At 51.8% G+C, this 25,750-nt stretch carries 29 protein-coding genes and 2 riboswitches; of the genes, 7 read left to right on the top strand and 22 right to left on the bottom strand.

What is annotated here, in order from left to right; translation table 11 throughout:
- Nucleotides 1-40 precede the first annotated feature (40 nt).
- The 12 genes from M2298_RS07255 to nrdI form a co-directional block, all read right to left on the bottom strand.
- Nucleotides 41-1,345: a CapA family protein gene (locus M2298_RS07255; protein ID WP_122963311.1), complete on the bottom strand. Its 1,305-nt coding sequence runs from the start codon at nucleotides 1,343-1,345 to the stop codon at nucleotides 41-43.
- A 37-nt stretch (nucleotides 1,346-1,382) separates the two neighbouring features.
- Complete coding sequence (locus M2298_RS07250; protein ID WP_063231037.1) at nucleotides 1,383-2,270, bottom strand: MurR/RpiR family transcriptional regulator; 888 nt, start codon at nucleotides 2,268-2,270, stop codon at nucleotides 1,383-1,385.
- A gap of 290 nt (nucleotides 2,271-2,560) precedes the next feature.
- Nucleotides 2,561-3,184 (bottom strand): DUF2997 domain-containing protein, encoded by a 624-nt coding sequence (locus M2298_RS07245; protein ID WP_280648380.1) that lies wholly within the window; start codon nucleotides 3,182-3,184, stop codon nucleotides 2,561-2,563.
- 17 nt (nucleotides 3,185-3,201) lie between these two features.
- Nucleotides 3,202-4,824 carry an AAA family ATPase gene (locus M2298_RS07240; RefSeq protein WP_274875296.1) on the bottom strand — a complete coding sequence of 541 codons (1,623 nt, stop codon included), beginning with the start codon at nucleotides 4,822-4,824 and terminating at the stop codon, nucleotides 3,202-3,204.
- A 13-nt stretch (nucleotides 4,825-4,837) separates the two neighbouring features.
- A complete protein-coding gene (locus M2298_RS07235; protein ID WP_173595951.1) occupies nucleotides 4,838-5,407 on the bottom strand; it encodes a 4Fe-4S single cluster domain-containing protein in 570 nt (189 codons plus the stop codon).
- 10 nt (nucleotides 5,408-5,417) lie between these two features.
- Complete coding sequence (locus M2298_RS07230; protein WP_173595950.1) at nucleotides 5,418-6,401, bottom strand: hypothetical protein; 984 nt, start codon at nucleotides 6,399-6,401, stop codon at nucleotides 5,418-5,420.
- 132 nt (nucleotides 6,402-6,533) lie between these two features.
- Nucleotides 6,534-7,010 (bottom strand): acyl-CoA thioesterase, encoded by a 477-nt coding sequence (locus M2298_RS07225; protein ID WP_229049910.1) that lies wholly within the window; start codon nucleotides 7,008-7,010, stop codon nucleotides 6,534-6,536.
- A 31-nt stretch (nucleotides 7,011-7,041) separates the two neighbouring features.
- Complete coding sequence (gene metE, locus M2298_RS07220) at nucleotides 7,042-9,327, bottom strand: 5-methyltetrahydropteroyltriglutamate--homocysteine S-methyltransferase (protein ID WP_280648379.1); 2,286 nt, start codon at nucleotides 9,325-9,327, stop codon at nucleotides 7,042-7,044.
- A 140-nt stretch (nucleotides 9,328-9,467) separates the two neighbouring features.
- Nucleotides 9,468-9,668, bottom strand: a riboswitch (cobalamin riboswitch).
- A 158-nt stretch (nucleotides 9,669-9,826) separates the two neighbouring features.
- Entirely contained in the window at nucleotides 9,827-11,179 is a 1,353-nt protein-coding gene (gene brnQ / locus M2298_RS07215) for a branched-chain amino acid transport system II carrier protein (protein ID WP_122963318.1), read from the bottom strand.
- A 428-nt stretch (nucleotides 11,180-11,607) separates the two neighbouring features.
- Entirely contained in the window at nucleotides 11,608-12,561 is a 954-nt protein-coding gene (nrdF, locus tag M2298_RS07210; protein WP_122963319.1) for a class 1b ribonucleoside-diphosphate reductase subunit beta, read from the bottom strand.
- A gap of 49 nt (nucleotides 12,562-12,610) precedes the next feature.
- A complete protein-coding gene (gene nrdE / locus M2298_RS07205) occupies nucleotides 12,611-14,695 on the bottom strand; it encodes a class 1b ribonucleoside-diphosphate reductase subunit alpha (protein ID WP_063231041.1) in 2,085 nt (694 codons plus the stop codon).
- The gene (gene nrdI, locus M2298_RS07200; RefSeq protein ID WP_173595946.1) at nucleotides 14,682-15,041 is read right to left on the bottom strand and encodes a class Ib ribonucleoside-diphosphate reductase assembly flavoprotein NrdI; all 360 of its coding nucleotides are present in this window, start codon (nucleotides 15,039-15,041) and stop codon (nucleotides 14,682-14,684) included. Before nrdI ends, nrdE begins: the two co-directional genes overlap by 14 nt.
- Nucleotides 15,042-15,195: 154 nt before the next feature.
- Nucleotides 15,196-15,393: riboswitch (cobalamin riboswitch) on the bottom strand.
- A 173-nt stretch (nucleotides 15,394-15,566) separates the two neighbouring features.
- Here nrdI and M2298_RS07195 point away from each other — a divergent pair.
- Nucleotides 15,567-16,388: an alpha/beta hydrolase gene (locus tag M2298_RS07195; RefSeq protein WP_280648400.1), complete on the top strand. Its 822-nt coding sequence runs from the start codon at nucleotides 15,567-15,569 to the stop codon at nucleotides 16,386-16,388.
- 113 nt (nucleotides 16,389-16,501) lie between these two features.
- Here M2298_RS07195 and M2298_RS07190 read toward each other — a convergent pair whose 3' ends face one another.
- The 4 genes from M2298_RS07190 to tlp form a co-directional block, all read right to left on the bottom strand.
- The gene (locus M2298_RS07190; RefSeq protein ID WP_063231043.1) at nucleotides 16,502-17,014 is read right to left on the bottom strand and encodes an ACT domain-containing protein; all 513 of its coding nucleotides are present in this window, start codon (nucleotides 17,012-17,014) and stop codon (nucleotides 16,502-16,504) included.
- Between the two features lie 34 nt (nucleotides 17,015-17,048).
- Entirely contained in the window at nucleotides 17,049-17,381 is a 333-nt protein-coding gene (locus tag M2298_RS07185) for a hypothetical protein (protein ID WP_122963321.1), read from the bottom strand.
- 19 nt (nucleotides 17,382-17,400) lie between these two features.
- Nucleotides 17,401-18,513: a tRNA 2-thiouridine(34) synthase MnmA gene (gene mnmA / locus M2298_RS07180; RefSeq protein ID WP_122963322.1), complete on the bottom strand. Its 1,113-nt coding sequence runs from the start codon at nucleotides 18,511-18,513 to the stop codon at nucleotides 17,401-17,403.
- A 148-nt stretch (nucleotides 18,514-18,661) separates the two neighbouring features.
- Entirely contained in the window at nucleotides 18,662-18,877 is a 216-nt protein-coding gene (gene tlp / locus M2298_RS07175; RefSeq protein WP_122963323.1) for a small acid-soluble spore protein Tlp, read from the bottom strand.
- A gap of 119 nt (nucleotides 18,878-18,996) precedes the next feature.
- Between tlp and M2298_RS07170 the strand changes: the two genes are divergently transcribed.
- Nucleotides 18,997-19,218, top strand: coding sequence for a hypothetical protein (locus M2298_RS07170; RefSeq protein ID WP_122963324.1), 222 nt, complete (start codon nucleotides 18,997-18,999; stop codon nucleotides 19,216-19,218).
- A 13-nt stretch (nucleotides 19,219-19,231) separates the two neighbouring features.
- On the opposite strand, the gene M2298_RS07165 is transcribed toward M2298_RS07170, so the two are convergent.
- Both M2298_RS07165 and M2298_RS07160 read right to left on the bottom strand, forming a co-directional pair.
- Complete coding sequence (locus M2298_RS07165; protein ID WP_122963325.1) at nucleotides 19,232-19,582, bottom strand: DUF952 domain-containing protein; 351 nt, start codon at nucleotides 19,580-19,582, stop codon at nucleotides 19,232-19,234.
- Between the two features lie 30 nt (nucleotides 19,583-19,612).
- Complete coding sequence (locus M2298_RS07160; RefSeq protein ID WP_173595944.1) at nucleotides 19,613-19,858, bottom strand: hypothetical protein; 246 nt, start codon at nucleotides 19,856-19,858, stop codon at nucleotides 19,613-19,615.
- A gap of 170 nt (nucleotides 19,859-20,028) precedes the next feature.
- Between M2298_RS07160 and M2298_RS07155 the strand changes: the two genes are divergently transcribed.
- The 3 genes from M2298_RS07155 to M2298_RS07145 all read left to right on the top strand — a co-directional run bounded on the left by M2298_RS07155 (nucleotide 20,029) and on the right by M2298_RS07145 (nucleotide 21,624).
- Nucleotides 20,029-21,039: a glycerophosphodiester phosphodiesterase family protein gene (locus M2298_RS07155; RefSeq protein WP_280648378.1), complete on the top strand. Its 1,011-nt coding sequence runs from the start codon at nucleotides 20,029-20,031 to the stop codon at nucleotides 21,037-21,039.
- Between the two features lie 71 nt (nucleotides 21,040-21,110).
- On the top strand, nucleotides 21,111-21,302 hold the full coding sequence (locus M2298_RS07150; RefSeq protein ID WP_122963327.1) for a hypothetical protein: 192 nt from the start codon (nucleotides 21,111-21,113) through the stop codon (nucleotides 21,300-21,302).
- Between the two features lie 97 nt (nucleotides 21,303-21,399).
- Nucleotides 21,400-21,624, top strand: coding sequence for a hypothetical protein (locus tag M2298_RS07145; protein ID WP_122963328.1), 225 nt, complete (start codon nucleotides 21,400-21,402; stop codon nucleotides 21,622-21,624).
- A gap of 242 nt (nucleotides 21,625-21,866) precedes the next feature.
- On the opposite strand, the gene M2298_RS07140 is transcribed toward M2298_RS07145, so the two are convergent.
- The 3 genes from M2298_RS07140 to M2298_RS07130 form a co-directional block, all read right to left on the bottom strand.
- On the bottom strand, nucleotides 21,867-22,160 hold the full coding sequence (locus M2298_RS07140) for a YolD-like family protein (RefSeq protein WP_122963329.1): 294 nt from the start codon (nucleotides 22,158-22,160) through the stop codon (nucleotides 21,867-21,869).
- Complete coding sequence (locus tag M2298_RS07135; RefSeq protein WP_063231052.1) at nucleotides 22,144-22,344, bottom strand: hypothetical protein; 201 nt, start codon at nucleotides 22,342-22,344, stop codon at nucleotides 22,144-22,146. Before M2298_RS07135 ends, M2298_RS07140 begins: the two co-directional genes overlap by 17 nt.
- An 87-nt stretch (nucleotides 22,345-22,431) precedes the next feature.
- Complete coding sequence (locus M2298_RS07130; RefSeq protein WP_280648377.1) at nucleotides 22,432-23,406, bottom strand: bile acid:sodium symporter family protein; 975 nt, start codon at nucleotides 23,404-23,406, stop codon at nucleotides 22,432-22,434.
- Nucleotides 23,407-23,587: 181 nt separating this feature from the next.
- On the opposite strand from M2298_RS07130, the gene M2298_RS07125 reads away from it, so the two are divergent.
- Nucleotides 23,588-23,830, top strand: a complete 243-nt coding sequence (locus M2298_RS07125; protein ID WP_063231054.1) for a hypothetical protein — start codon at nucleotides 23,588-23,590, stop codon at nucleotides 23,828-23,830.
- A 95-nt stretch (nucleotides 23,831-23,925) separates the two neighbouring features.
- Here M2298_RS07125 and M2298_RS07120 read toward each other — a convergent pair whose 3' ends face one another.
- On the bottom strand, nucleotides 23,926-24,372 hold the full coding sequence (locus tag M2298_RS07120) for a YhcN/YlaJ family sporulation lipoprotein (protein WP_280648376.1): 447 nt from the start codon (nucleotides 24,370-24,372) through the stop codon (nucleotides 23,926-23,928).
- 675 nt (nucleotides 24,373-25,047) lie between these two features.
- Between M2298_RS07120 and M2298_RS07115 the strand changes: the two genes are divergently transcribed.
- Nucleotides 25,048-25,725, top strand: coding sequence for an O-methyltransferase (locus M2298_RS07115; protein WP_280648375.1), 678 nt, complete (start codon nucleotides 25,048-25,050; stop codon nucleotides 25,723-25,725).
- Nucleotides 25,726-25,750 lie beyond the last annotated feature (25 nt).

The raw sequence follows: 25,750 nt of genomic DNA, 5'->3' as shown, positions 1-25,750 counted from the left end.
TGAATCACTCCATTCCAATAGGTGGGGGCAAGGCAATTACTCAGTCTTTTCTCAACCTCACGCGGCCGATTCCATCCTCGATCTCAATCACGGTTCCATACGCTTCACTCATCGTTTTCAGTCCTTGCAATATCTCGGGATCTGCACTCAACCTCGGCCAGCCCATCCGGTAGACAGGCTCCTCGAAGCCGAGTTCAATCGGGTGCAGCTCCAACTCGCTTAGCTCGCCACCCTCCATTTTCCAAAGCGGGATGACGGACTGCCACACTTCTTTGTGCACGCACAGTCCGCGCGTATAGCCAGCGCTCATCGCTTCCAGCGCATCGGCGACGTTGTGCGAATGATCCAGTCCGTATTGCTCGTAAAAGTCCGCTGGCTGCGAAGTGACAAGCTCGGTTTGGAACACGAAGTCTCCCAAGCTGTAGAAAATCGGGCGGTTTTTGTAAATTTCAATGCCGCGCAACAGATGCGGGCCGTGTCCGACGACCGCGTGTGCCCCGGCGTCGATGCACGCCTTGGCGAAAGTCGGCAAAAAGTCGGCAGGCACTTCTTTGTCCAAGCCTTTCATCTCGTGCGCGTGGATGCTTACGACGACGTAATCCGCGCGCCGCTTCGCCTCCCCGATTCGTCTGACCATCCTGTCCAGATCGCGTGGGTGCGGCTGTGTCGATGTTCCCGCCTCTTCCCCTGCCATAAACCGGGAGGCACCGAACAAAAACACGTCTTTGCCCGGATGATTCATGAAGCCTTCCTCGATCAACACTTTGCTGAAAGCGTTAATGTCTGTCGAATCCGCCAGCTCTTGCAGTTGGGCGAGCTTTTCTGGCGGCAGATGATGGGTCATGACATAGCGCATCGGGTTGACGCCCGGCCGTCCGATGCTGTCTGCACGCTGCTCTCCCGCCGCCCACCACGGATGAAAGGTCGATGTCGCCGCGATCAGCGCGACTCGGGCCGACTCGCATTCGAGATAGCGGGGAGCAGAAGCCTCCGCCAGATTTTTGCCAGCTCCGGCATGGACAAATCCGTATTCGTTCAAGTGGCGCTCTGTCGCTTCCAGCCCGCCGTACAAATAGTCGAGGGTGTGATTGTTCGCCCATCCGATCATGTTGAAGCCGTAGTCTTTCATCACTTGCAGCGATGACGGCGGCGACATGGCCCAGGTTCCGCCGCTTTGCGCACTCGGATACCCTTCGTTGTCATGGACGGTCGTCTCCAGATTGGCAATGCGCACATCAGCGCGCTGAAGCAAGCTGGCAATCTCGCGAAAAGCATTGTCTCGATAGGGCAGGTCGCGGGTGATGAAGCTGTCTCCCGTCGCTGCAAACCAAACAGGCACAGACATGAAAAGTTCCTCCTTTATGAGTCGCGTAATGGCTGTTTCAATAAATCGTGAAGTCGTCCTCCCCCTCTCCCACGAACGAATAAAGCGTCGAGCTGATTTCGTCATAGTGCTGGAGCCTTTTTTGCACAGAGACGGGGTCGTGGATCATGACGCCTTTGACAAGGGCATTCAGCACAGAGAACAAGGTAGGCATGCCGCTGGTGGCGACGGGCTGCGGCGTGGAGATTTTCAACAACAAATCCGCCGCCTGGCTGATCGGGGCCAGCTCGCCTTCGGTAATCGCCAGCACCTTCGCGCCCAAAGCTTTTGCCGAGTTCACCATCGCTACTGTTTCACTCGGATGGCGAGGAAAGGACAGCGCAATCACAAGCCACTCCTGATCCCGCTCGGTCAAAAAATAGTCGGCATTGTCTACCGCTCCTGTGTATAAATGGGTGTTGCCCTTGATCGCGTTTAAGGTAGAAAACAGCCACTTCGCCGGGATGTGGCACCAGCGAAAACCGACGACAACGATGCGGTTGGCAGAAATGATGCTCTGCACGGCCTGGTGCAACAACTCGTAGTCGATCTGGTGCAAAGCTTGCTGGAGGTAGGCGATATCGGTTTCCATGACTTGGTGGGCGTAATTGTTGCGCGTCAGTGCGGCCTCCGTGTCGCGGTACTTCTGGATCGGCCCTTTTGTCTGCTCGCTGGTCAAGAGCGATTTCTTGATCTCCTGCTGCAGCTCGGTATAGCCGGAATAACCTAGCGCGTAGCAAAAACGAATGACCGTCGCTTCGCTCGTATTGGTCAGCTCGGCGATTTTTTTGGCTGTGTGGATCGCGAGCAGGCTCGGCTTTTCGAGGGCGATTTTGGAGATGATTTTTTGGCTGGCTGTCAAGTTTCCATACTGCTTGCGAATCCGTTCCGTTATGAGCTGATCCATGCCGGAAAACTCCTTTGCGGTTGCTTTGCGAACCCATTTTCAAGAATAGTATATATCTTGAAATAATTCACTTCAATACATCTTAGAAAATGTAGTATACCCTTCATTTTGAAGCGAAAAAACGCATTTTGACAGGAGTTATTGCGCTTTTCGCAAGGCAAGATTGCAGGCGGAAAAACCGGGGTGGTTTGCATGCCGCCTCCTTTTTCAACCGGGCAAAAGTTGATTGAAAAAGAAAAAGACCGTCGCATCCGGCATGGAGTGCGGCGATCTTGCGGTTGCCTGTTGTGCTAATATAACCTCAAAATTTGAATCTGCTGATCTTCCACTGTCGCGTTGTACTCATGTGTCCATGTTCGTTCCAGCTGGCTTGGGCTGGAGAGCTTTTGCTCGATTCCTTCCGTCAACTCCGCACAGGAACGTCCCAGCACGCCTTCGACCGCTTCTTCAACCGTTCCCTGCTCGTTCATGGAAATCCGCAGCTTCCGCGCATCTGTTCCGATCGTCAGCACATAGGAAATCACTTGCCCGCTCTTTTCCTCGCTTACCGTCACCGTTCCTCCCGCAGCCACAATCGAGTCGCGCAGAGCTTCGACGGTTCCCTGCAAATACCCCTCCCTGATTTCGGAGAGCAGCGACGCGGAGCGCTGGCGAAGGAGGCCAGGCGACAAATCATGCGATTCAAAGTAAGGGATAAGCCCGTCTTTTGTCTCCTCGAAATAGACGTGAATCCCATCCTTGAACCCGGTCAGCAGCTTGCCGAGCACGGTTCCGCCAATCATCAATTCTTTACTGAACATGTTTTTGTATTCTGTCCAGACAACGTTCTCCGGCTGGTAGCCCAAAGTTCGCAACGCTCGAAAAAGCGTGCGTTTGTCCTGGAATGACATCGAAAATGTCGTGCAGTGGCTCAAGCGAATCCCTCCCCGGGCTAAAAATCGATATTTCTGCCGACTGCCTCCTCGCGAGCGACTCCATCTGCCACGGCATTTGCCGGGCTTGCTGGGCTTGCCAGGCTGGCGCGGACGGCAAACTCTTTTGCCCACGAACGCAGCTTCTCGATTTCCTCCCGCCTGGCTTTAGCCAAGGGAACTGTGCGCTGCATGGCCAGCAAAATATCTTCCGTGTCGATATCCCGATCTTTTTCCTCGGGATTACTGCGCTTCGCAAAAGCATCGATCAGCCCTTCATGGAGCGAAGCCTCAATCTCGGCACCCGTCAGGCGTATGCCTTCCCCCCAGTATTTCTCGCCCGATACTTCGACGAGCTTATCGATGTCAAAACGGGCCGGGTTGCGCTTCAGCCGCTCCAGGTGGATTTTGAGAATTTCTTCGCGCTCTTCCGGTGTAGGCAAGTCCACGAAAAAGATTTCGTCAAACCGTCCTTTTCGCAAAAGCTCTGCTGGAAGCTGCTCGATCTTGTTGGCAGTCGCGAAGACAAATACAGGACTCTTTTTCTCCTGCATCCAGGTCAACAACGTTCCAAAAATGCGCGTGGCGACTCCCCCGTCGGAAAAACCGCTGCCCACGCCGGACAAGCCTTTCTCGATTTCATCGATCCAGACGATCGACGGCGATACGGCTTCACACATCATGAGCGCCGAGCGAATATTCGCTTCGGACGAACCGACGATGCCCGCGAATACCCGTCCCAAGTCCAGGCGGAGCAGCGGCATTTGCCAAGCAGCCGCCACACTTTTCGCACACAAGCTTTTTCCGCAACCGGGAACGCCGACCAGCATGACCCCTTTTGGCCACTGGATGCCGAACTGTCTCGCTTCCTCCGAGTACGACGCTTTTCGTCTCAGCAGCCAGCGCTTCAAGTTTTCCAGTCCGCCGATCTGCTCCAGGTTCAGTGATTCTGTCGAGATGTATTCCAGAACCCCCGATTTTCGCACAATCTGCTTCTTCTCTTCCAAAATGGTAGAAACATCGCTTGCGGATATTCCGCGATTTTTTACCAGCGCCTTCGCCAAACAGTTCTCGATCTCGTTGCGCCCCAAACCTACGGCGGCCCGGGCCAGCGCTTCTATGACTTCCGGGGATTGGTCGATCACGATGCCCGGACGACCGACGTACGCATCGGTAAAGCTGCGGATGATTTGCTTTACTTCATCCAGGTCAGGCAGAGGCAGGTCGAGAATCGTGATCTCATGCTGCAACTCTACAGGAATTTCCAGGGAAGGAGCGATGATAATCGAATTGGAAGGGAAGCCTGTCCGCGTCTTTTGCGCAAATTCGCGAAACGTTCTGATGTTTACATGCGATCCGCGCAGCAGCGGGTGCAGATCAAACCATAAAAACAGCGTAGGCTCTTTCGCCAAATCTTCGGCCATCGTCAGAGCGATGCGAAAATCTGTGCTCTTGTGGTCAAGCTCTTCCCCGTTCAGCACAAGACCTTTTGTCGCTGTCCATGTCACAATCCGCTTGTTCAGGCTGGCGCCAATCCCTTGGAACACATCGAGCGCCCGCTCCTCTTCCGATGTAAAAATGTACAGGATGCTGTATCTGGCGCGAATCAGATACTCCACTTCCTTGACAAAATCTTGCAGCATGTATGTACTCCTCCTACAGCCATGTGTACAGGCTCGATTGAATATTCGCGGTAGGAAAACCAGTCAGATGCAAGGAACGCTCCCCTTGAACCAGTTCGACTTTTCGTTGTGGAATCAACTCTTCCGGCGTGATCCGGTTCGTCAGCACAATCAGTTTCTTGCCATGCCAAATCTCCTCCGACTGCGCCTGATAAGGCCCCGCAATCGCCACGTCAAACAGAAGCAAGGCTTTGCGCTTTTCCTCGCAACGCAAAATTGCTTCCGCTGTATAGCCTGTGAACAAAAGGACGGTGCCCGAGTGAACCTGGCGAAACGACTGAACCAGCCGCCTTACTTGCTCCGGCTGATCCAGCGGTTCTCCTCCGGAAACGGTCAGTCCGTCAACTGGCAGCCGTCCCAGTTCTTGCCCTAAAGAGTCTGGTTCATAGAGCCGACCGCCTTGCTTGTCCGGGTGCGTATTCGGATTAAAGCAGCCGCGGCAGCCAATGGAGCAGCCTTGCACCCAGACGACAGCACGGTTGCCAGGTCCGTTTACCCTGCTTTGCTTGCATATTTCATGGACTCGCAATGACTGCGCCAACATGCTCTCCCTCCTACAAGTCCAACTGCCTTCCTGTCGCACCTGTCTTTCTCGGTACTTGCCCGCTGTCGTTGTTGCTGGCCGCACTTGACGGAAGCTCAATTTCCCGAATGACCACCCTTGGCTTTTCACTAGGTGCGTGTTCCTGAAGTTCGGGACGCGGCATCATCCGCCCATCGCGAATAAGAGCGGGTGTACCGGGTGAAGCAGTCTGAAGAGCTTCATCCAACGCTTGCAAAAAATGCGAGACAAACTCTTCGGGGGAATCCTGAAAGCTTTTTCCGTCCAGCTTCAGGCGAACAGCGTTATCATGGACGGTCCCGATCAGCAGAAGCAAGCCTTCGCCATTCTTTCCGCTGCCGACGATGCCAAGCTTTTGGATATCGCGCAGCCGACATTCCATCCGCACGGCTTCGTGCCGCTCCTGCATGACGATGCAGACGAGCGCGTCCTGTTTGACCAAAAAGATTTTGTTGTTGGGCTGCACATGTCGCCAGCTCTCGAAATCTTTGTACAGCGCCTTCACGATATCTTTTGGCGTAATAATCCCGATTTCCTCCAGCTCAAACAAGGTGGCATCGTCAATTTTCGTATGTACCTTGATCCGGCGCTTCATTACGAACTGCAAGTAAACAAGCGCGGAAAGGCCGATAAACAGCGTAGGCCCGACAGAAAGCTTTGTGATCAGGCTGAACAAAATCAAGCCAGCCATGCCAATTTGGGTGTACGTGATCACTTTGATTTTTTGTTCTCCTGTCTTGCGAAAAAACGAGAACCCTTTTCCGGGCTGATAGTCGGCAAGCTGGTTTTGCAGCATTCTTTTAAATTTTCCAATCGCCCAAATGCCAGGTACAACAAACACCAACCCCAACAGGAGCAGAAGAAAATTGCCCGTCATGATGCCGAACAGTGACATCAATCCGAAAAAGGCGCTGGTGATCCAAAGTGTCCTGATTTTCTTGTGAATCTCTGCAACTGCTTCGTTCTGGTTTTGCAAGTTTGTGCCCAACCTCCACTCCATTATTTACTACTTTTTTCCTATGCCTATTATAGTAGAGACAAGAAGGTGAGTAAATAAATCGGTGCCAGCAAAAAACCCCCACCAAAGTGAGGGTTTTGCTGCAAAATTCTATTGTTCCGCTTTGCGCTGTTTTCTCAATGCGTAGCGGTGCTTTGCCTTTTCATGCTGGATGCGCTCTTCTTCCGTCTCGGGAATGACAGCCGGCACTAACGTTGGCTTTCCTTGGTCGTCGAGCGCGATCATCGTCAAGTACGCCCTCGCTGTCATTTTCTTTTCGCCCGTCAGCAAATTTTCCGACTCGACCTTGACGAACACTTCCATCGACGTGTTGTGTGTCCAGGTGACGTATGCTTCCAGATTGATCGCTTCGCCCGTTTTGATCGGCGCGAGAAAATCAAAGGAATCGCTGGAAGCAGTGACGACAGGCTTCCGGCAATGACGCATCGCCGCTATGCAGGCGATTTTGTCGACGTACGCCATGACTTTTCCGCCAAAAATCGTATTGTGATGGTTCGTATCCGGCGGGAACACGAGATCAGTCAAATAGGTTCGGGATTGTCCGGTCGGGCATGCTTCTGTTGCCATCTGTGCTGCTCCTCTCGTTGCCATCATACGATTATGCTTTTTGTGTCAAACGGTCACGCACAGCATGCGTCGCCGCCACCATGTTTTTCAAAGCTTCCACTGTCTCTGCTCTTCCGCGCGTCTTCAGACCGCAATCCGGGTTGATCCAGAATTGGGCTGGCGGCAATACTTGCACGCCGCGCGACACCATCTCTTCGATCTCCGCGACAGCTGGAACGCGCGGGCTGTGGATGTCGTATACGCCCAGGCCGATTCCTTTATCGTACGTGCAAGTCTCGAAGACGGAGACAAGCTCGCCGTGGCTGCGGGACGTCTCGATCGAGATGACGTCGGCATCCAGCTCGCTGATGACGTCGATGAAGTCGTGAAATTCGCAATAGCACATATGCGTGTGAATTTGCGTGCTCGCGGCAACTGTCGAGGTAGCCACGCGGAACGATTTGACGGCCCAGTCCAGATACGCCGCCCTGTCTGCCTGCTTGAGCGGCAAGCCTTCCCGCAGCGCAGGCTCATCCACCTGAATCATGCGGATTCCCGCCGCTTCCAGCGCCTCCACTTCTGCTTGCAGCGCCAGGGCGATCTGTTCGCACACCTCTTGGCGGGACACGTCATCGCGGACAAATGACCAGTTCAAAATGGTCGCCGGGCCTGTCAGCATGCCTTTTACTGGTTTTTCCGTCAACGACTTGGCGTATACGCTCTCTTTGACGGTCATGGGAGCGACGAACTGCACATCGCCGTAGATGACAGGTGGCTTGACGCAACGGGAACCGTACGACTGAACCCAGCCATTTTTCGTGAAGACGAAGCCGTCGAGCTTTTCCCCGAAATATTCGACCATGTCTGTCCGTTCAAACTCGCCGTGGACAAGCACGTCCAGCCCGATCTCTTCCTGAATCGCAATCCACTGCTTGATTTGCTCCGCGATGAAGGCATCGTACTGCTCGACTGTCCAGTTCCCTTTTTTGTACTGCTGTCTGGCCTGACGAACCTCTGCCGTCTGCGGGAAACTGCCGATCGTCGTTGTAGGCAAAAGCGGCAGCTTCCAGGCGGCTTGCTGGATATCGCGGCGCTCGTGGAACGGCACGTCGCGTTTGGCTTCTGTCGTCTCCAGCGCTTTTCGAGCCTGCTGTACTTTCTCCCGGTTTCTCGCCGGAGACTCGGCCAGGCGGAGCAAGTCCTTTTCGTTCTGGGCAATTTCCTTCGAGATAACATACTTTCCAAATCGGAATCCTTGGACTAAAAGCTGCACTTCTCCCAATTTTTCGTCCGCAAAGGCTAATGCCGCTTGAACTTCCCCAGGCAAATCGGTTTCTGCTTCAACAGTGACGGGAACATGCAAAAGGCTGCTCGATGGCTGTAGCCAAATCCGGTCCGGGTCGACCACATTGCTGATCGTCTTGACCAGCTCCCACTTTTCCTCCAGGGCCGAGCGCCAAATGTTGCGGCCATCGATGATTCCTGCGCCGAGCACTTTTTCCTGCGGGAAACCATGTGCCGTCAGGTTGGCCAAATTCGCTTTTCCTCCGTGGACAAAGTCCAGGCCCAAGCCTTCCACTGGCAGCGCGATCAGCTCCTCGTACCAATCCACCGCTTCGAAATACGTCTGAACCATCAGCTTGAGGTGTGGCAGCGCCTGACTGAACTGTTCGTACACCCGGCGAATGAGCGCTCTGTCCTGCTCGGAAATATCTTGGACGAAAGCCGGCTCATCGATTTGCACCCATTCCACGCCATGCAGTTCGAGTTCACGAAGCACGTCCACGTAAAGCGGCACGATCTGATCGACAACGCGTTCGAACTCGTCTTTCGCATATCCTTTCGCCAGCTTGACAAACGTGTACGGCCCGACAATCACCGGCTTCCCGACGATGCCCAGCTGATCCCTGGCCTCCAGGTACGCTTTCAGCGGCCTGTTCTCTGCCAGCACTGGCGGGCGTTCGCCAAACTCAGGAACGATGTAGTGATAGTTCGTATTGAACCACTTGGTCATTTCGCTTGCGACAGCTTCTTTGTTGCCGCGCGCCATGGCGAAGTACGTATCGAGCGGTACCGGGCCGCCATCATAGGCAAAACGCTTCGGAACGAGTCCGAACATGACAGCCATGTCCAGCATGTGATCGTAGTAAGTAAAGTCGTTGACGGGAATCCACTCGATGCCTTTGTCTTTTTGCTTGATCAGATGCTGCTGGCGGATTTGCTCCATTTGCGCAAGGAACGCTGACTCTTCCAATTTGCCTGCCCAAAAGGACTCCAATGCTTTTTTCCACTCCCGGTCTTTGCCGATTCGCGGATATCCCAGGTTGCTGCTTTTCATGAGCTTTCTCTCCCATCCATTGAAGGTATTTGTAAAGCCAATCAAAAAAGGCACTTCCAACGGTCAAAAAGAACGTTAGAAATGCCAAATAAGCACTGAGATCACAGCATCCTAACACCTCCCTATCTCCCGTAGGTTAAGCAGTGTTGTCGAAACAGGCAGGTCTCCTGACTTGAGGATCACGATCTGCACAACGCCTTCCCAGTCCGTCTCGACCAGTGGCTTATCGCTGTGCAAACTCCCCTCATACAGTGGCGGGACCGTGTCGGATTCTCACCGACTTCCCTTTTCATCCTTGCGCCGATTTTCGCGGCCAAAGAACCTGTTCCCACTCATATGAAATTGTCGGTATGAGTGCATGTGCTCTCGCATCTAGCAAAAGAGCACCTTTCTCCTTACAGTAACACGTAAACCAGTTTTTGTCATGCTAAACTATTTCCACTCACCAAAATTATTTCAAAGTTCAGCCTGATTGCCTCTACTCTGCCAGCTTTCCGGTTTATTGCTTGGTCAATCGCAGCTCCTGTGCCCGCAGAGAAGGTTTGCGAATCATGTAAATAGTGTAGCCGATCACAGCGCCTGCAACAGCGGGCAGCATCCAGCCAAGCCCGATCGTATACATCGGCAAGTAGCGAGTAAAGAAGTCGTTGATGACGGGAAGCTGGGCACCTGCCGCGTTCAGTCCGTCAAACAGGCTGATCAGAAAAGTAGCGAGCAAGCTTCCCTGATACACCTCTGGTCTTCCGCCAAATCCTTTGTGCATAAACGTTAAAAAGACGAGGGAAATCGCAATCGGGTACATGGTCATCAAGATCGGAACCGACACTTTGATCAGCGCCGTCAAGCCGATATTGGCGACGAGTGTACTGAACACAGCCAGAATGACGGCAAACTTTTTATACGAGATCGCCGGAAACAGCGAATGGAAAAACGAAGAGCAAGCTGTAATGAGGCCGACACTGGTGGTCAGGCATGCGATCGTAATCATGAGGCCAAGCAAAACGGCGCCGTAAGAGCCGAAGTAGTAATTGGACACCTTGGCCAAAATTTGCGCCCCGTTTTCCAGATGACCAAGCTTCTCCACACTGGAAGCGCCCATATAGGCAAGCACCGTGTAAAAGAACGCCAGAAGTGCGCCCGCGATCATCGTTGCTTTTGCGCACGTGAGCAAAATTTGCTTTTTCGCCGTGATGCCTCTTTGCTTGATCGCATTCACGATGATGATTCCAAACACAAATGCCCCCAAAGCGTCCAAGGTTAAATAGCCGTCCTGAAAGCCTTTGTAAAACGCTTTGGACTGATAGTCCGTCACAGGTGCTTGCAGCGCGCCAATCGGGAACAAAATCGCCGTCAACACAATCACGCCGATAAAAGTCAGCTTGATCGGTGTCAAGACTTTTCCGACTACATTGATAATTTTTCCAGGATTGAGAGATAACAGGCAAGCGAGTGTAAAGAACAAGACGGTGAAGACGATCAGTGGAACCGGACCAGCTTGCTCGGACAAAAATGGCTTGATTCCGATCTCAAACGAGACGTTCCCGGATCGCGGAATGGCGAAAAACGGCCCGATTGCCAAGTAGAGCAAAATCGTAAACACAAGACCAAATACCGGATGCACACGACTCGCCAACGAACGCAAATCATCCATTCCCGAATAAACCAGAGCGATAATCGCCAGCAGCGGCAGCCCGACTCCCGTCACCAGGAAGCCCGCATTGGCCGTCCATACGTTCGTTCCAGCCATTTGCCCCAGCATTGGTGGAAAAATCAGATTCCCCGCTCCGAAGAACAGAGCGAACAGCATAAAGCCGATGATGAGGATGAACGAAGAAGAACCTTTTTGATGCATGACACAAACCCTCCTGTAATTCCAAAGCAAAGGTGCTTTTCAGCAACCCTCTGATTAGTGAAAAAATTCACACAATCACTCCGCCCGCTCATGCCCCAACAACCGGGATCAGATCGAGCGGGAATAATTGTCAGATAAATCAGTCGACCAAATCGGTAATCGATGACCAGATCGCTTCTCGCTTGCCACTTCCGCGCTGATCACGATTCTATCTGGACAACCAGAAGTAAAACAGCTCGTTACGTCATTTATTTATAACATAAATATAAATGAAAAGATATTGAAAATAGGCGATTCATTTCCTTCCCATCTATTAAAATATTATTTATCGAGCAAACCTCACGTATATTCTACTGGCGCATTTTTGGATCAGAATCGAAAAAAGACTGCCAATGAGCGGCAGTCTTTTTAAACATACGTTTAACTTTTTACTCAAAGCGGAAATCATCATCTGTCAGCGGCTCGACGTTGAGCGTGCGGACATAGCCATTTCCTTTTTTCGAGAAGAAATCATGCTGCTTCGTATGCGTCCGAATCCCGTTCAAAACGATCGGATTGACTTCTTCCTCCGGGAAGAACGGGTCCAGTCCCAGGTTCATCAACGCTTTGTTCGCGTTGTAACGCACGTAAGCCAGCACTTCGTCCGCCAAGCCAATTTCCGTATATAGAGACACGGTATACGCCTCTTCGTTCTCATGCAGCTCGTGCAGCAACGCGTACAGCTCCTCTTTCACAGCTGTCTGCTCGACGACGCTGAGGCGTTGATACACTTCTTGCGCAAGCACGCCGACGTACAGGCCGTGAATGCTTTCGTCGCGCACAATCAGGTCGATGATCTCGCCACTGCTCGTCATCTTGCCCTGTCCAGCCAAAAAGAGCGGGTAGAAGAAGCCGCTGTAAAACAAATAGCTTTCCAGAAAAACAGAGGCAACCATCGCCATGTACAAGTCTTTCGCTGTCTCGATGCTTTGATAGCGTTGCGAGATCAACGCCGCTTTCTTTTGCAGATGCGGATTGCGCTCCACCCAGGCAAAAATCTCGTCGATTTCTTCGGTGGCAGCCAAAGTCGTGAAAATGCTGCTGTAAGACTTGGCGTGAATTTGCTCCATCATGCCCATGAAAGCCAGGACGGCTTTTCGCTGCAATCCGTCCACATGCTCCATGATTTTCGGCATTCCGACGCCGCCTTGCACCGTATCGAGCAAGGTAAGGCCACCCAGCACTTTTTTATACGTGTCCCGCTCGGTAGCGCTCAGCTCCATCCAGGACATTTTGTCGTCCGACAGCGGAATCTCGTCATCGGTCCAGAACTGCATGATGTTCTGATTCCAAAACGTCATCGTAAAATCGTCGTCCGGCCTGTTCCAATTGACTGCTTTCATAAGGCGTTCCTCTTCTCTATCAACTTGTTCCAATGACCTACATCTGTTGTTAAACGGCGCAGCTAATGCACTCTTCTACCGTCAGATGCTTGGTGCGCGTGTAGTAGAGCGACTTCAAGCCTTTTTTCGCCGCGTAAATATAGTAGCGAGCCAGCTCTCTTGTCGAGATGTTGCTGTTGACGTGCAGCACGGTAGAAATCCCTTGATCCACATGCTCCTGGATTTCGGCAATCAGATCGATGACTTTGAACTGGTCGATCACATAGGCAGACTTGTAGTAAAAATAGTTCTCTTGCGTCAAGTACGGCATCGGGTAATACGTGGTCGAGTTCGCATACGTTCTCGTCTCGATATGCTCCACGATCGGCATTACGCTCGATGTCGCATTCTGAATGTAGGAAATGCTCTGTGTCGGAGCAATCGCCAGACGATAGGCGTGATACAGCCCGTTCTCCTGCACTTTTTGCTTGAGAGAAGCCCAGTCCTCTGGCGTCGGAATGTGCACGCCCTCGAACAGCTGCTTGCCTTTTTCCGTACGCGGACGGTAATCGGTTGCGAGATATTTGTCAAAATAAGTGCCCTTGGCGTACTCCGACTGCTCAAAGCCCATGAAGGTTTCCCCTTTTGCCTTGGCAATCTCGGCGCTCATCTCCAGCGAGTAAAAGTTCATCATCATGAAGAACGTGCGGGCAAAATCTTTTGCTTCTTCACTCTCATACGCGATTTTGTTTTTCGCGAGGTAGCCGTTGAGGTTCATCGCACCCAATCCGACAGAATGCAGCTCGCGGTTCGCTTTTTGCACGCCCGGCGCATTTTCCACACGGGTTACATCGCTGACGGACGTAATCGCTTCGATGCCTTCGCGCACGGATTCACGGATTTTTTTGTGCTCCATCACGTTGACGATGTTCAGGGAAGCCAGATTGCAACTGATGTCGCGGCGGATAATGTCTTCCTCGCCGTAATTCGTGATCGTGGTAGTCTCCTGCAACTGGAAAATTTCCGTGCACAGGTTGGACATTTTGACCGCTCCAATATCTTTGAGCGCGTGGTTTTTGTTCGCATTCGTCTTGTTCATGATGTACGGATAGCCCGATTCCATCTGGATCATCGCGATCTTGGTAAGCATCTCGCGGGCGCTCATGACGATCTTTTTCTTGATGCGCTCGTTTGCGACCAGCTCGTCGTACATCTGATCGAGATCCAGATCATCCAGATGAACGCCGTATTCCTTGTAGACCGAGTAAGGAGCGAACACGGTCAGAGGCTTGTTCTCCTCTGCCAGCTTGTAAAACACATTCGGCACAATCAGGCCGATCGACAATGTCTTGATCCGCGATTTTTCGTCAGCGTTGATCTTTTTGCAATCGAGAAACTCGTTGATGTCCCAGCCAAAAATGTTGTAATAAGCTGCCCCGGAGCCTTTGCGCTGTCCCATCTGATCGGCGTAGGAAAACGCATCTTCCAAAAGCTTGAGTACAGGCATGACGCCTTTGGCTGCGCCCTCGACGCCTTTGATCGGCTCTCCCCGCCCGCGAAGCTTGGACAGATTGACCGCTACGCCGCCGCCGATTTTCGAGAGCTGCATGCAAGTTCCGAGCACGTAGTTGATCGAGTTCAGGGAGTCGTCCATTTCCAGCAAGAAGCAGGAGACCATTTCCCCGCGGCGGCTTTTCCCTGCATTGAGGAATGTCGGTGTAGCCGGCTGGAGACGCTGTTCCATCATGGAAACAGTCAGGCGCTTCGCAAGCTCGAAGTCTCCGCGGCCGAGCGAGAGAGCAACAATCGCTACCCGATCCGGGTACTGTTCCAAATACGTGGACTTGTCGTCCGTTTTCAGAGCGTAGTCTTTGTAAAACTTGGAGATGGCCATGTACGACGCGAATTGAAAACCAGTGTCATGCGCCAGTCGGAAAACTTCGTCGACCTGTTCAACGGTGTAGTCCTCATACACATTTTCATAAAAATCATGCTGGATCAAATAGTCCATCCGCTCTTTGACACTGTTGAAGGTCATGGTCTTCGCCTGCACTTCCTCCATGAAGACGGCGACTGCCTCTCTGTCTTTTTCCAATTGGTAAAACCCGTCGTTTCCACGCTGCATTAGTTGGTTGTTCAATTCAATGTGCCGCAATTGCTGCCACCCCACTCGTAAATTGTTCCACGTCACGGCCGGTACCGGACAATTCAAACTTGGAAATCACCGGAACGCCATACTGGATCGCGATTGTATCTGCGCTTTTGGCAAAGCTGGTGCCCCAGTTGCGATTGCCGCTGGCAGACACTCCGCGCAAATAGACATGATTTCGCTTCAGGAAACGGTCCACCTTCTCTGGCACCTGCCCGAAGCCTGTCGTGTACGTCACCAGGATGAACGGCTCGTCTAGCACCATCTCCGGATCGATTTCCACGCGCGGCAGATCGATTTTGTTTACGAATCGTCTCACGTTTCCTGTTTTTGAATCAAAAGCGATTATCATGTCCCTCATCCTTTACTGCAATTGTATACTTTTTAGCCAAAGTAAAAGCGCATTCGACGCCAAAATGTCGAATGCGCATGATGATTCCCATCGTATCCATTCAGCATGACAAACGAATGGAGCGCTCGAACACTTCCCTATCTTCCGTAGGTTACACAGTGCTTGCAGTCAGGCAGGTCTCCTGGCTTGGGGTCATTGCTCCATTTGGCCTTCCCGATTGGCTCAATCAGTGGCGATCACAAGCAAATGGAACTCTCTCATCACAGTGGCGGGACCGCGTCGGAATCTCACCGACTTCCCTATTAAGTCTACCAAATATAGCGTGGTAAACACCTGTCCGCATCAATATGTAGTTGGTAAAACTTACTTTACCTCAATATATCGTAGGAGTCAAGCTTGGCATGTTCAATTTTCGTAGTGATAATCTCTCTCATTTCTCTATTGCCAATCTCTGGTTTTCGTCCATATAATAAGTTTCGTGTACATAAAAGTTAACGCCTACGGACGAATGGAGAGTGACCCATGATGGACAGTACGACTTACGAGGCAGTAGCGATTCCCCGTTCCCAAACGAGAAAAATAACATACAACGATCGTACGTTCCACCTATTTGTGAGCACGCCAGACACAGCCCCGCCGCCAACAGGCTTTCCTGTCATCTATTTGCTGGACGCCAACTCGGTTTTCGGCACGATGACCGAAGCCATTCGCCTGCAATGCCGCGCTCCTGAAAAAACAGGCGTGCAACCAGCCATCGTCGTCGGCATCGGCTATCCGACGGAAGCGCCTTTCCATCCGTCCCGCTACTACGACTTCACGCATGTCGTTCCGCAAGACGAGCTGCCCGCTCATCCGCGCGGCGGAGAATGGCCGGAAATGGGCGGCGCCGAAAGGTTTCTTTCGTTTATCGAGAAAACGGTGAAGCCTGCTATCGAAAAAGATTTTCCTATCGATCGTACCCGCCAGACGATCTTCGGTCATTCTCTCGGCGGCTTGCTGGTGCTGCACGCCCTGTTGACGCGGCCGCACGAGTACCAATGCTATATCGCCGGCAGCCCGTCCATTCACTGGAACGAAAGCGTCCTGCTCGAAGAAGAGCGGCGCTTGCCTGAACGGCTTACAGACGAGCTGAAAGTCAGAGCGCTCCTGACGATCGGGGAACTGGAGAACGACGGGCGCTTCCACGTCAACGTCAAAGCTGAGGCCATGGCAAAAAGGCTGTCCGCTCTCGGCACAGGTCAGATACAAGCCACGTTCCGTCAATTCCCGGACGAAAATCACACCTCTGTCTTGCACGTCCTGATCAGCCACGCGATCCGCTTCGCTTCCAAAACCGCTGCCCGCTAACCAGGGCAGCTTTTTCTTTTCCCAAAACCGGCCAACAACCGCTCCACGCACGCAAAAAACCGCCCATACGAAACATATGAGCGGTCATGCACGCATTTCTGCTCTTTTTCGGCTTACTGGAGGGACAACACCTTGTTGATCTGCGGCAGCTCTTCAATCGCCGCTACAACTGTTGGCGTAATCTCTTCATCCGTGACGCAAACAAGCAGGGCGTTCTTCCCTTTTTGCTCGCGCGACACGTTCAGCTTGGAAATATTGATTTCGTGGTCAGCCAGTTTGCGGGATACGTCGTAAATGACCCCGGGATAGTCGGTATGGTGCACCAAAAGACCGTGACCGCCCGGCGGAATCCGACAGGCGCAGTAATTGATCTCACTGATGTACACCTCGCGCCAGTCCTGGGCGAACGTATATTTGTTCGCGCCCACGCGCAAATTCGCCAAATGGTTGGCGTATTCACCTGAGCTGTTTTGCACGGAAACGCCGCTGCCCAGCCCTTCCAGAAGCAAGGACGCGATCTGCTCTTTGTTTTCATGGGCCAAAATGCTCAAGGTTGCCCCTGCAAGCTGCGGCTCCAGTCTGCTAATCAATTGGGCCAACTCACGAAGTCCAGCGTATTGGGTCATGTAATGCCCTCACTCTCCCAGTCAAGGTTATTCTTCATTTCGGAAGAATCCACTCTTCCGGCTCTTTGATGATGGAGGAATGGTTTTCGGAACGGTACCAGGCTGTCAGGCTTTCCCCGTCCTTTTTGTACACAATGCGGTAAATCGTATTGCCTTTTCCGCTTTTGGCAAAAGGGCTTTCATCGGCAGGAACAGCGGTCACGCCGCCCGGTTCAATCACGCCGCCTTTTTCCTTGATGACAGCCTGGATCGTCGCCATGTGCTCACTGCTCGTAGCCGACATTCCCATGTAAGCGAGAAACCCCAAGAGGAGTGCTCCCGCCAAAAACGAAACGATAATCACTTTGGATTTTTTCGTTGCATCCACCAAGCGCTTCCCCCGTATATTAATTCTCTTTATCTATCGAACGCACCTTGTCGATCGTTCCTCCGCCGAGACAAACTTCGCCATCGTAGAAGACGACGGCCTGTCCAGGAGTAACGGCTTTTTGCGGTTGAGCGAAAACGACCTCTACGGTGTTGCCTTCCTGCACGTGTACCGTCACTTGCTGATCCGGCTGACGATAACGGAACTTCGCGGTGCAGACAAACGATCCGGTTGGCTTGTTGGCGCTAACCCAGCTCACGTCTGTCGCCAAAAGACTGCTTGAGTACAGGCGGGGATGATCGGAGCCTTCCCCGACAATCAGTGCGTTGCGTTCCAGATCCTTGTCCACGACAAACCACGGTTGACCGCTCGTGCCGTGTCCGCCGCCGATTCCAAGCCCTTGGCGCTGACCGAGCGTGTAGTACATCAGTCCATCGTGCTGCCCGATCACGGTTCCCTCGACAGTCTCGATATTGCCGGGCTTCGCTGGCAAGTAGTTTTGCAAAAACTCGCGGAAGTTGCGTTCGCCAATGAAGCAAATCCCTGTGCTGTCCTTTTTCTTTGCGGTGTAAAGCCCTGCTTCCTCGGCAATTTTGCGCACCTCGGGCTTTGGCAAATGTCCGATGGGAAACATCGTTTTGGACAACTGCTCCTGGCCGAGCACGTTGAGGAAATACGTCTGGTCCTTGTTGTTGTCCGCGCCTCGGATCAGCTTGTACTCCCCGTCGATGAATTTCACCTGCGCATAGTGGCCTGTCGCGATGTAATCGGCTCCCAGGTCCATCACTTTTGCCAGCAGTTCGCCAAACTTGATTTCGCGGTTGCACATGACGTCCGGGTTCGGAGTGCGCCCGCGTTTATATTCATCCAAAAAATACTGGAATACTTTATCCATGTATTCTTTTTCAAAATTGACGGTGTAATATGGAATGCCGATCTGTTCACAGACGCGCCGGACATCCTGGAAGTCTTCTTCCGCCGTGCAGTGGCCGAATTCATCGGTATCATCCCAGTTTTTCATGAAGATGCCGATGACGTCATATCCCTGTTGCTTGAGCAGGTAAGCCGTCACGGAGGAGTCGACTCCGCCGGACATGCCGACAACGACGCGTGTGTCTTCTGGTCGTTTCATAGTCTTTCTCCTCTTGATTCAATTTGTTCTTCTACAGATTACCATGTTTCGCAAAACAATTCATGTTTTGTTGCACTTTTCCCCGCTCCATGCCAAAAACACCTGCCGCAACTCTTGTGGCAGGTGTCGATGCGAGATGATTTTCAGCTCACTGGGACGTCTCATCCTCGATTTCCGAACGGAAGCCTTCTGCACTTTCTGCACGACGCTCGTTCTTCGCCTCGATGTCCGCACGTTCCTTGGCGGAAATCTCCCCTGCGTGCGCAGCCAGATAGTCATTCGCCTCGTTGATATTTTCCTCTGTATTTCGCGCCATTTCTTGCAGCTTGGCAGCGTTGTCAGAGCGATCATCCGGTTTTGCCATCACAATTCCTCCTCTGGTTCCAACTAGATTCACTACCTGTACCATTGTTCTCCGTTCACGCCAGAAGTATGTATGATAAACTGGTAGCATCTGATTTTGGACGAAGAGGAGTTTGACCGATGGCTTCCCTTGATTTTCTGGAACGAAAGCTGTTAAAAATCATCGCGGAGACAGACCCGGTGCGGCTCAAGCGCCAATGGGTGAGCAGACATGCCGAGCCGTTCCCCGAGATCGAGCAGCGCAAAAGGATCGCGCTATTGCTGCGCAGACTCGACAAGCTGCCTGCATCCAAGCGCGAGGAAGTACGCGATTTGCTGAATCAGTTCAACTGGAACGGATAAACCGGATAAACGACTAGCGAATAGATTCGCCGATGCGCCAATGCCCGTCCACTTTTTCCATCCGGCGAATATCGGCAATGGCATCGTGATTGAGCGGACCGTAAATATGCGGATAAAGCAGTCCGTCGCTCGCCTGCTCGTATTTGATCGGAGAAGCGGATTTGCTCTCGTCGACTACGAGGACGAACAACTCCCCTTCAAATGCGCCGTATACCCGGTCCGCTACCTTCCCCAACAGCTCGTCGCCTTTTGTGGCATGAATAAAACCTTCCTGCTCGTAGTCGCGGGGCAGGTAATGCTCCTTCTCTTTCCACTGTTCCCAGTAAGCTTTTGGCACCATGCAATAAATGATCGATTCCTGCATCGAAAGTATGTCTCCTTTTTCGCTTGCGCTTTATTTGTTTCCCATCGCTTTGTTGACATGCCGCATGGCTTTATCGAAAAACATCTGGTCAAATGCCCCTTGATCGAACTTCCATTCAATGAAGTTTTTCAATGAATGCAAATCCACCCACGCATCCTTCGCTTGCGGATTGCGGTTAGGCACTTCACCCGTAATTTCTCCCTCGTAAACCAGCTTGGCCATCTCGTTTGGGTGCATCCCGATTTGATAGGCGATCTGGTGCAGCGCTATTTTCATCGAACTCCCCCTGCTCGGTAAGTCAATCCATACGTACGCTCTATTCTGCCAGTCTTTTTTCCCCGTGCCAAGTCCCTCTTGCGCACAGAGACATGTTTTCCTCCTGGCGCCTGCTTTGGTAAAATAGCGGTAGAAAAACAGGTCATACAGCACCGGAGGCCGCTCCATCTATGGAAAACATCAAATCGGCACCGAAAAAGAAGCGGTTGCGCCGCATCTTCTTTTGGGCATTCCTGACGCTCCTTCTCTATATGTGGGTCGTCAACAGCTCTTTTTTGGCGAGTCCGCCTGACGGCTCTCCTTTTTTGCTGGCTCACCGCGGAGTGGCGCAAACCTTTCATATGGAAGGAATCACAAACGAAACGTGCACAGCCGAGCGAATTTACCCGCCAGAACATCCTTACCTGGAAAATACGCTTCCTTCCATGCGCGCGGCTTTCGCAGCCGGAGCCGATGCCGTTGAACTCGATGTCCACTGGACGAAAGATTCTCAATTCGCCGTCTTTCACGACTGGACGCTCGGATGTCGCACCAATGGCGAAGGGGTGACGAGAGACTTCACCATGTCCGAGCTGAAAAAGCTGGACGTGGGCTACAACTACACGGCAGACGGCGGGCGCACGTATCCTTTTCGCGGCAAAGGTGTCGGACTGATGCCTTCTCTCGACGAGGTTCTGACAGAATTTCCGACGGAGTCATTGTTGATCCACATCAAAAGCCACGATCCAAACGAAGGCAAAGCGCTTGCCGCCTTTTTGCAGCCCTTGCCGAAAGAACGGCTGGCGAAGCTCGCTGTATACGGCGGCGACGAGCCTGTTGCCACGCTGAAGCAAGCAATGCCGGAGCTGCGCGTCATGTCGATGAGCACGATGAAAAGCTGCCTGATTCCTTACATCGCTGTCGGCTGGTCCGGATACGTTCCGGACGCCTGCGCCGGGACCCAGCTGCATATTCCCGATCAAATCGCTCCCTGGCTGTGGGGTTGGCCTAATCGCTTCATGGAAAGAATGGAAGCAGCGGATACTCGCGTCATCCTGGTGGCAGGAAGCGGCGACTTCTCCCAAGGCTTCGATACCCCGGCCGATTTGAACCGGGTTCCCGAGAAGTTCAACGGAGGAATCTGGACAAATCGGATTGATCGCATCGGACCGCTTTTGCATAAAAAAAGCGAAACAAAGTGAAACTGTCTCCAGACATATGCGTATATACGAATACGCAGCCGAATCTGACAAGACAATTGGGAGTGATGGGGATGTTCAAAAAGCTTTTGAAAAATTTACTGGGTAATCACTCGAATGCTTCCCACAAATACCGGAAATACAGCAGCAGCGACCGCAAATACCGGAAAGGTTACGGGTCCAGCCACAGGGGGCACGGACACTCTCATTACGGCAGTTCCCACTACAAAAGAAAACATTCCAGCAGGAGCTTTTTCAGCAGCTAAACGACCTGCTCTTGGTACGCAAAAACACTCTGCCAGCTTCTGCAGCAGAGTGTTTCTTGTTTACGTATGCTACAATATGGAAAAGGAGCGTGCTGAAATGAACCCTTCCAAATCGTTTTATTATACCGTTGATCACTCCATGGTAGATGAATACAAAAAAATGCTCGATTTAATGAAAATCCCCTACACGATTGAAGCGCCAGTCGCTTTGCTCAAGGAAGGGGCCAATCAGTATTCCTTTGTGTTCCCGGATATGTCCGGCCGCTTGTATCAAATGGTAAGCAAGCTCTTTCAAGGGGAAGGCAAGCCCTATCCGCAATAATCGATGGCCTCGGGCAAAAAAAGGGACCCATTTCTGGGCCGAAGATAGGAAGTGGAGAGAATGCATGCTATGTAATATATACTAACATGAAACGAGTGATTGTCAACTTGTTTTGTCATTTTTTTGAGTTTTTATGTTAGTTTTTCTTACATCATTTCTTTCCGTTATCATTCTCTATCTGTTCGCACGCAAAAAGGAGGGACTTCGCGCCCCTCCTTTTCTTGTTTTTTCGGTCGTTTCGTTTATCCAAGAACGTTCACGATCTGCTCCAAACCGATCCACTCGCTTCTCGCCTCATTGACCAGTTGAACCTTGCGTGCCTTGGGATCAACCCACTTGACTACGCCCCACATGCTGTGCGTATTCCCGCGCTCGCCATCCATGGACACCCACCAGCTGACTGTCACGCCATAATCTTCCCTGCCGGAATCACGGAGCATGTACAAAAACGATTCACGCTCCTGCTTTGTGATCACTGGCTGAGCCATGTCTTGCGGAAAAAGCTGACGTCCTCCGCCGTTACGAATACCGCTCATCACTTGATTTCACCCACCCTAGCCTGTACAAATCGTTTACTGCCCGTCTCATTTGACGATTGGACGCGATCGTCTGAATCTCTGTTCCATTTTCCAGCATTCTGTAGACGCGAAGATGTACGGCTGTAAGCACGGGAACCCGCTGCATCTCCTTGTTCACAGGAACGAGAATGGTCTCCAGCATAAACATCACCCTCGAACGTACGTTTGCTTCATTATATACGAACAATATGCGAACAGGCAATATGAAAAAGCAGAATCTTCCCGCTTTCTACTGGGCGACTTCCTTCCTGATTGATTGCGGCCGCTTTTCCACCACATCCAAAAACTTGCCGAACGTAGAGGCGAGCGTCTGCTGGAACAGCATCCCGAGCACGACAGGCAGGGCCACTGTAGCAGGGAAATACGTAATCGCCATAACGGCTCCGGCACTAATATTGCGCATCCCGCTATTAAAAGTCAGCGCGACGATTACGTCCCGTTCCCAGCCAAACAGTCTTGCCATCCACCAGCCTAGCAAGTAACCGAGAATGGCGAGCAAAAGCACCAGCACAGCCATCCCGAACAGCTTGGCGTCCCATGCCTGGAAATAATTCGACACCATCGAGCTGTTAATCGCGACGACCACACCCATGCCCAGTTTGGAAAACGGAGAAAGCTTGGGAGCCAGCGTCTGTTTTACTCTCCCCCGCGACAGATGATGCAACAGCATACCGGCAAGCGACGGCAGCACGATCATGAAAAAGAGTCCCTGCATCATGTCCCATGTATCCATCTCTACTTTCGCCCCGAGCAACACGTACATGCCGAAAGGAACCACAAGCGGCGAAATCATCGTGTCGAGCAAAATAATCGACAGCGTCAGCGCGACGTTTCCCATGTAAATCGAAGACCACAAAAAACTGGAGATGCCCGTCGGAATGAGCGCCGCCAGCAAAAAGCCGGTAATGACATGGACATCGTCGGGATAGAACAGATGCGCCACTCCCCAGGCAATGAACGGCATGATGACATGCAAAATCATCAAATTGACAAGCAGCGGCAACGGACGTGCCAGCACTTTGGCAAACTCCTTGAACCCAGATCCCAGGCTCCCTGCAAAGGTCATAAAAGCGAAAACCCACGGAGACAAAAACGCGAACGGCTGCAGGTGCGATCCCGCAAGCACGCCAATCGCCACACTGCTCGGGGTCAACAACGGCATGATTTTTTCCAGCGACTTGTTTACTTTTGCGAATACATCCATTTCCTGCACCTCATTTGCTTTTGCGAACGCCTGATGAAAACCCATCTTTCTATATTACGTACTGGACAACTTTATTTCTAGAGAAAATGACGGGCGCCGCACTTTGACGGGCAAACAAAGGCACACTTGCATACTTTTTGGCGAACGGGTAAAGCCTAAGCTTTAGAAAGGAGGTATTTTTATGAACGGCATGGATTGGGTAGAATTTATCCGAAAAACCGAAGATAAAATGTTTCACCTCCATCGGGCGATTGATGGGATTTGTAACGAACCGGATTATAAAGAATCCGTCTCCGCTCTGACCGAAGTGGTCAGAGATTATCAAGTATTGGTTGAAAAAGCAAAAAGCGAGCTGCGTGGCATCGACTTGCATCGTGATCGTGGCGAACGCGATCGCGACCATCACGATCATGACCGTTACTAGAAGAAACTCAACTCCCCAATCGGGAGTTTTTCTTTTTTTACACGAAGCAAAAAACCTCAATCCATCCGCTTGCGATGGTGAGGTCTTCGTCCCAGTTACCCTTTCATTTTCTTTTCCAGCTCTTTTGCAGCTTTTTTCTTCTGGCACGCCTCTTTTACATCCGTCGGCCATGGCGTACCGCTCATCGATTGCAAGTCCATAAACAGTTTCTTATCAGAAGTGACGTGAACTTTCGAATCGGGAAATGCCGTTTTCAGCTTGCCCGCCACTTCTTTTTCAATCGATTGCAGTTTAAAGCGATTGAAGTTGCTAACCTTGATGGCGAGGTTCAAATCGTTGTCAATCTGGACAGCAACCACTTCATCGATCCCATCCACTTTAGTGGCAATCGCTTTCGCCTGCTCTTCCCACTCCGCATGCCGGACAGGCACAGGTGTGCACAACGGCTCTGCCTTGTTCTGTTGCTGTGTCTGCGCATTGTTTTTTCCCGAGCATCCTGTCATGACCAGCGCGATCGCCAAAATTGCCAGTATCGTACGCATGCAAACACCTCCTGACAAGTTATCCTTACTTTAGGATGACCGGAAATGGAGCATGTATGAGTGCGGGTTCTTTCCAATATAGAGACGCAGAAGACGGACTTGACCGTCCAGGACTATGTAACTATTTATCCCCGCCTGCGATTTTGGCATAAAAAAATGCGGCGGCTCATCTGCATTATTGAGCCGCCGCAGACCCCAAGAACATTGCGAGTCCTCCAATAGGATATACCAAATATGGCTTTGTAAGCGATAGGAGATCACTGGATGGCTTTTGGTGAACAAAAAAAATCCCAGCCGCTGCTTCCGGCCGGGGCGTACGGGGTAGTACGCATATGTCATACGTGAATGATTTCATGATATAGGACAATAGAACTCGCAACAACCATCACTTTTAGGTAATAATACCTATGAATGGAACAAAAAAATAGCGCCGACCTATCTGCCTGAATTAAGTCGAACGCATTCAATCCCCAAGTTGGATTATACTAGCTAGCTTGGATTACTTTTCTATTATCTACCGAATTGGTCGATCATACCATGCGAAAATTATGGTAACAAACGCAATACTTTCCGCTTGATTTTGTTTCGTGTCGCTTTGAATCGTAGCGCTTTTCCAATATTTCGGCGAAAATGCTTTTATGGTATGCTAGTTTTGCCATAAAAAGGAGTGAGACGATGAATCGCGATCAATGGACAGCTGTAGATGAATATTTTACGACGAAACTGGTTTCAGCAGATCCTGTACTCGACGCCGTTTTGGAACACAACGCAGCATCTGGCCTTCCGCCAATCGACGTGGCCCCCAACCAGGGGAAGTTCCTGCATTTGCTCGCCCAGATTCAAGGGGCACGCTCCATTCTGGAGATTGGTACACTCGGTGGCTACAGTACGATTTGGCTCGCTCGCGCCTTGCCTCAAGACGGCCGACTGATCACGCTCGAAGCCGCACCGAAGCATGCAGAGGTAGCAAAAGCGAACATTGCTCGTGCCGGACTCGAATCGCTGGTGGAAATCCGCCTTGGCGACGCTCTGGACAGCCTCGCCGCTCTCGATCGCGAGAATCAAGGGCCGTTCGACCTGATCTTCATTGATGCAGACAAGAAGAACAACCCGGACTACTTCCGCTATGCGCTCAAATTCTCGCGCAAAGGCAGTGTGATCATCACGGATAATGTCGTGAGAAAAGGGGCGGTCATCGACGAAACGAGCACCGATCCTAACATCCTCGGCGTTCGCCAGTTCGCCGATCTCGTTGCCGCAGAGCCAAGAGTGAGTGCGACTGCCATTCAAACAGTCGGCAGCAAAGGCTACGACGGTTTTGCCATCGCCCTGGTGACAGCAGATCCTAACTAACACACATCTCCCAATAAAAACCCGT

The sequence above is a fragment of the Brevibacillus sp. 1238 genome, assembly GCF_029892995.1.
In the GTDB taxonomy this organism is placed as follows: domain Bacteria; phylum Bacillota; class Bacilli; order Brevibacillales; family Brevibacillaceae; genus Brevibacillus; species Brevibacillus parabrevis.
This window is presented reverse-complemented; position numbering and strand designations above follow the sequence as displayed.

What these genes read in the sequence shown, in the direction of transcription:
- M2298_RS07255 (WP_122963311.1), bottom strand. Translation starts at nt 1,345, where the DNA reads ATGTCTGTGCCTGTTTGGTTTGCAGCGACGGGAGACAGCTTCATCACC.
- M2298_RS07250 (WP_063231037.1), bottom strand. Translation starts at nt 2,270, where the DNA reads ATGGATCAGCTCATAACGGAACGGATTCGCAAGCAGTATGGAAACTTG.
- M2298_RS07240 (WP_274875296.1), bottom strand. Translation starts at nt 4,824, where the DNA reads ATGCTGCAAGATTTTGTCAAGGAAGTGGAGTATCTGATTCGCGCCAGA.
- M2298_RS07235 (WP_173595951.1), bottom strand. Translation starts at nt 5,407, where the DNA reads ATGTTGGCGCAGTCATTGCGAGTCCATGAAATATGCAAGCAAAGCAGG.
- M2298_RS07225 (WP_229049910.1), bottom strand. Translation starts at nt 7,010, where the DNA reads ATGGCAACAGAAGCATGCCCGACCGGACAATCCCGAACCTATTTGACT.
- metE (WP_280648379.1), bottom strand. Translation starts at nt 9,327, where the DNA reads ATGAAAAGCAGCAACCTGGGATATCCGCGAATCGGCAAAGACCGGGAG.
- brnQ (WP_122963318.1), bottom strand. Translation starts at nt 11,179, where the DNA reads ATGCATCAAAAAGGTTCTTCTTCGTTCATCCTCATCATCGGCTTTATG.
- nrdF (WP_122963319.1), bottom strand. Translation starts at nt 12,561, where the DNA reads ATGAAAGCAGTCAATTGGAACAGGCCGGACGACGATTTTACGATGACG.
- nrdI (WP_173595946.1), bottom strand. Translation starts at nt 15,041, where the DNA reads ATGATAATCGCTTTTGATTCAAAAACAGGAAACGTGAGACGATTCGTA.
- M2298_RS07195 (WP_280648400.1), top strand. Translation starts at nt 15,567, where the DNA reads ATGGACAGTACGACTTACGAGGCAGTAGCGATTCCCCGTTCCCAAACG.
- M2298_RS07190 (WP_063231043.1), bottom strand. Translation starts at nt 17,014, where the DNA reads ATGACCCAATACGCTGGACTTCGTGAGTTGGCCCAATTGATTAGCAGA.
- mnmA (WP_122963322.1), bottom strand. Translation starts at nt 18,513, where the DNA reads ATGAAACGACCAGAAGACACACGCGTCGTTGTCGGCATGTCCGGCGGA.
- tlp (WP_122963323.1), bottom strand. Translation starts at nt 18,877, where the DNA reads ATGGCAAAACCGGATGATCGCTCTGACAACGCTGCCAAGCTGCAAGAA.
- M2298_RS07170 (WP_122963324.1), top strand. Translation starts at nt 18,997, where the DNA reads ATGGCTTCCCTTGATTTTCTGGAACGAAAGCTGTTAAAAATCATCGCG.
- M2298_RS07165 (WP_122963325.1), bottom strand. Translation starts at nt 19,582, where the DNA reads ATGCAGGAATCGATCATTTATTGCATGGTGCCAAAAGCTTACTGGGAA.
- M2298_RS07160 (WP_173595944.1), bottom strand. Translation starts at nt 19,858, where the DNA reads ATGAAAATAGCGCTGCACCAGATCGCCTATCAAATCGGGATGCACCCA.
- M2298_RS07155 (WP_280648378.1), top strand. Translation starts at nt 20,029, where the DNA reads ATGGAAAACATCAAATCGGCACCGAAAAAGAAGCGGTTGCGCCGCATC.
- M2298_RS07150 (WP_122963327.1), top strand. Translation starts at nt 21,111, where the DNA reads ATGTTCAAAAAGCTTTTGAAAAATTTACTGGGTAATCACTCGAATGCT.
- M2298_RS07145 (WP_122963328.1), top strand. Translation starts at nt 21,400, where the DNA reads ATGAACCCTTCCAAATCGTTTTATTATACCGTTGATCACTCCATGGTA.
- M2298_RS07140 (WP_122963329.1), bottom strand. Translation starts at nt 22,160, where the DNA reads ATGAGCGGTATTCGTAACGGCGGAGGACGTCAGCTTTTTCCGCAAGAC.
- M2298_RS07135 (WP_063231052.1), bottom strand. Translation starts at nt 22,344, where the DNA reads ATGCTGGAGACCATTCTCGTTCCTGTGAACAAGGAGATGCAGCGGGTT.
- M2298_RS07130 (WP_280648377.1), bottom strand. Translation starts at nt 23,406, where the DNA reads ATGGATGTATTCGCAAAAGTAAACAAGTCGCTGGAAAAAATCATGCCG.
- M2298_RS07125 (WP_063231054.1), top strand. Translation starts at nt 23,588, where the DNA reads ATGAACGGCATGGATTGGGTAGAATTTATCCGAAAAACCGAAGATAAA.
- M2298_RS07120 (WP_280648376.1), bottom strand. Translation starts at nt 24,372, where the DNA reads ATGCGTACGATACTGGCAATTTTGGCGATCGCGCTGGTCATGACAGGA.
- M2298_RS07115 (WP_280648375.1), top strand. Translation starts at nt 25,048, where the DNA reads ATGAATCGCGATCAATGGACAGCTGTAGATGAATATTTTACGACGAAA.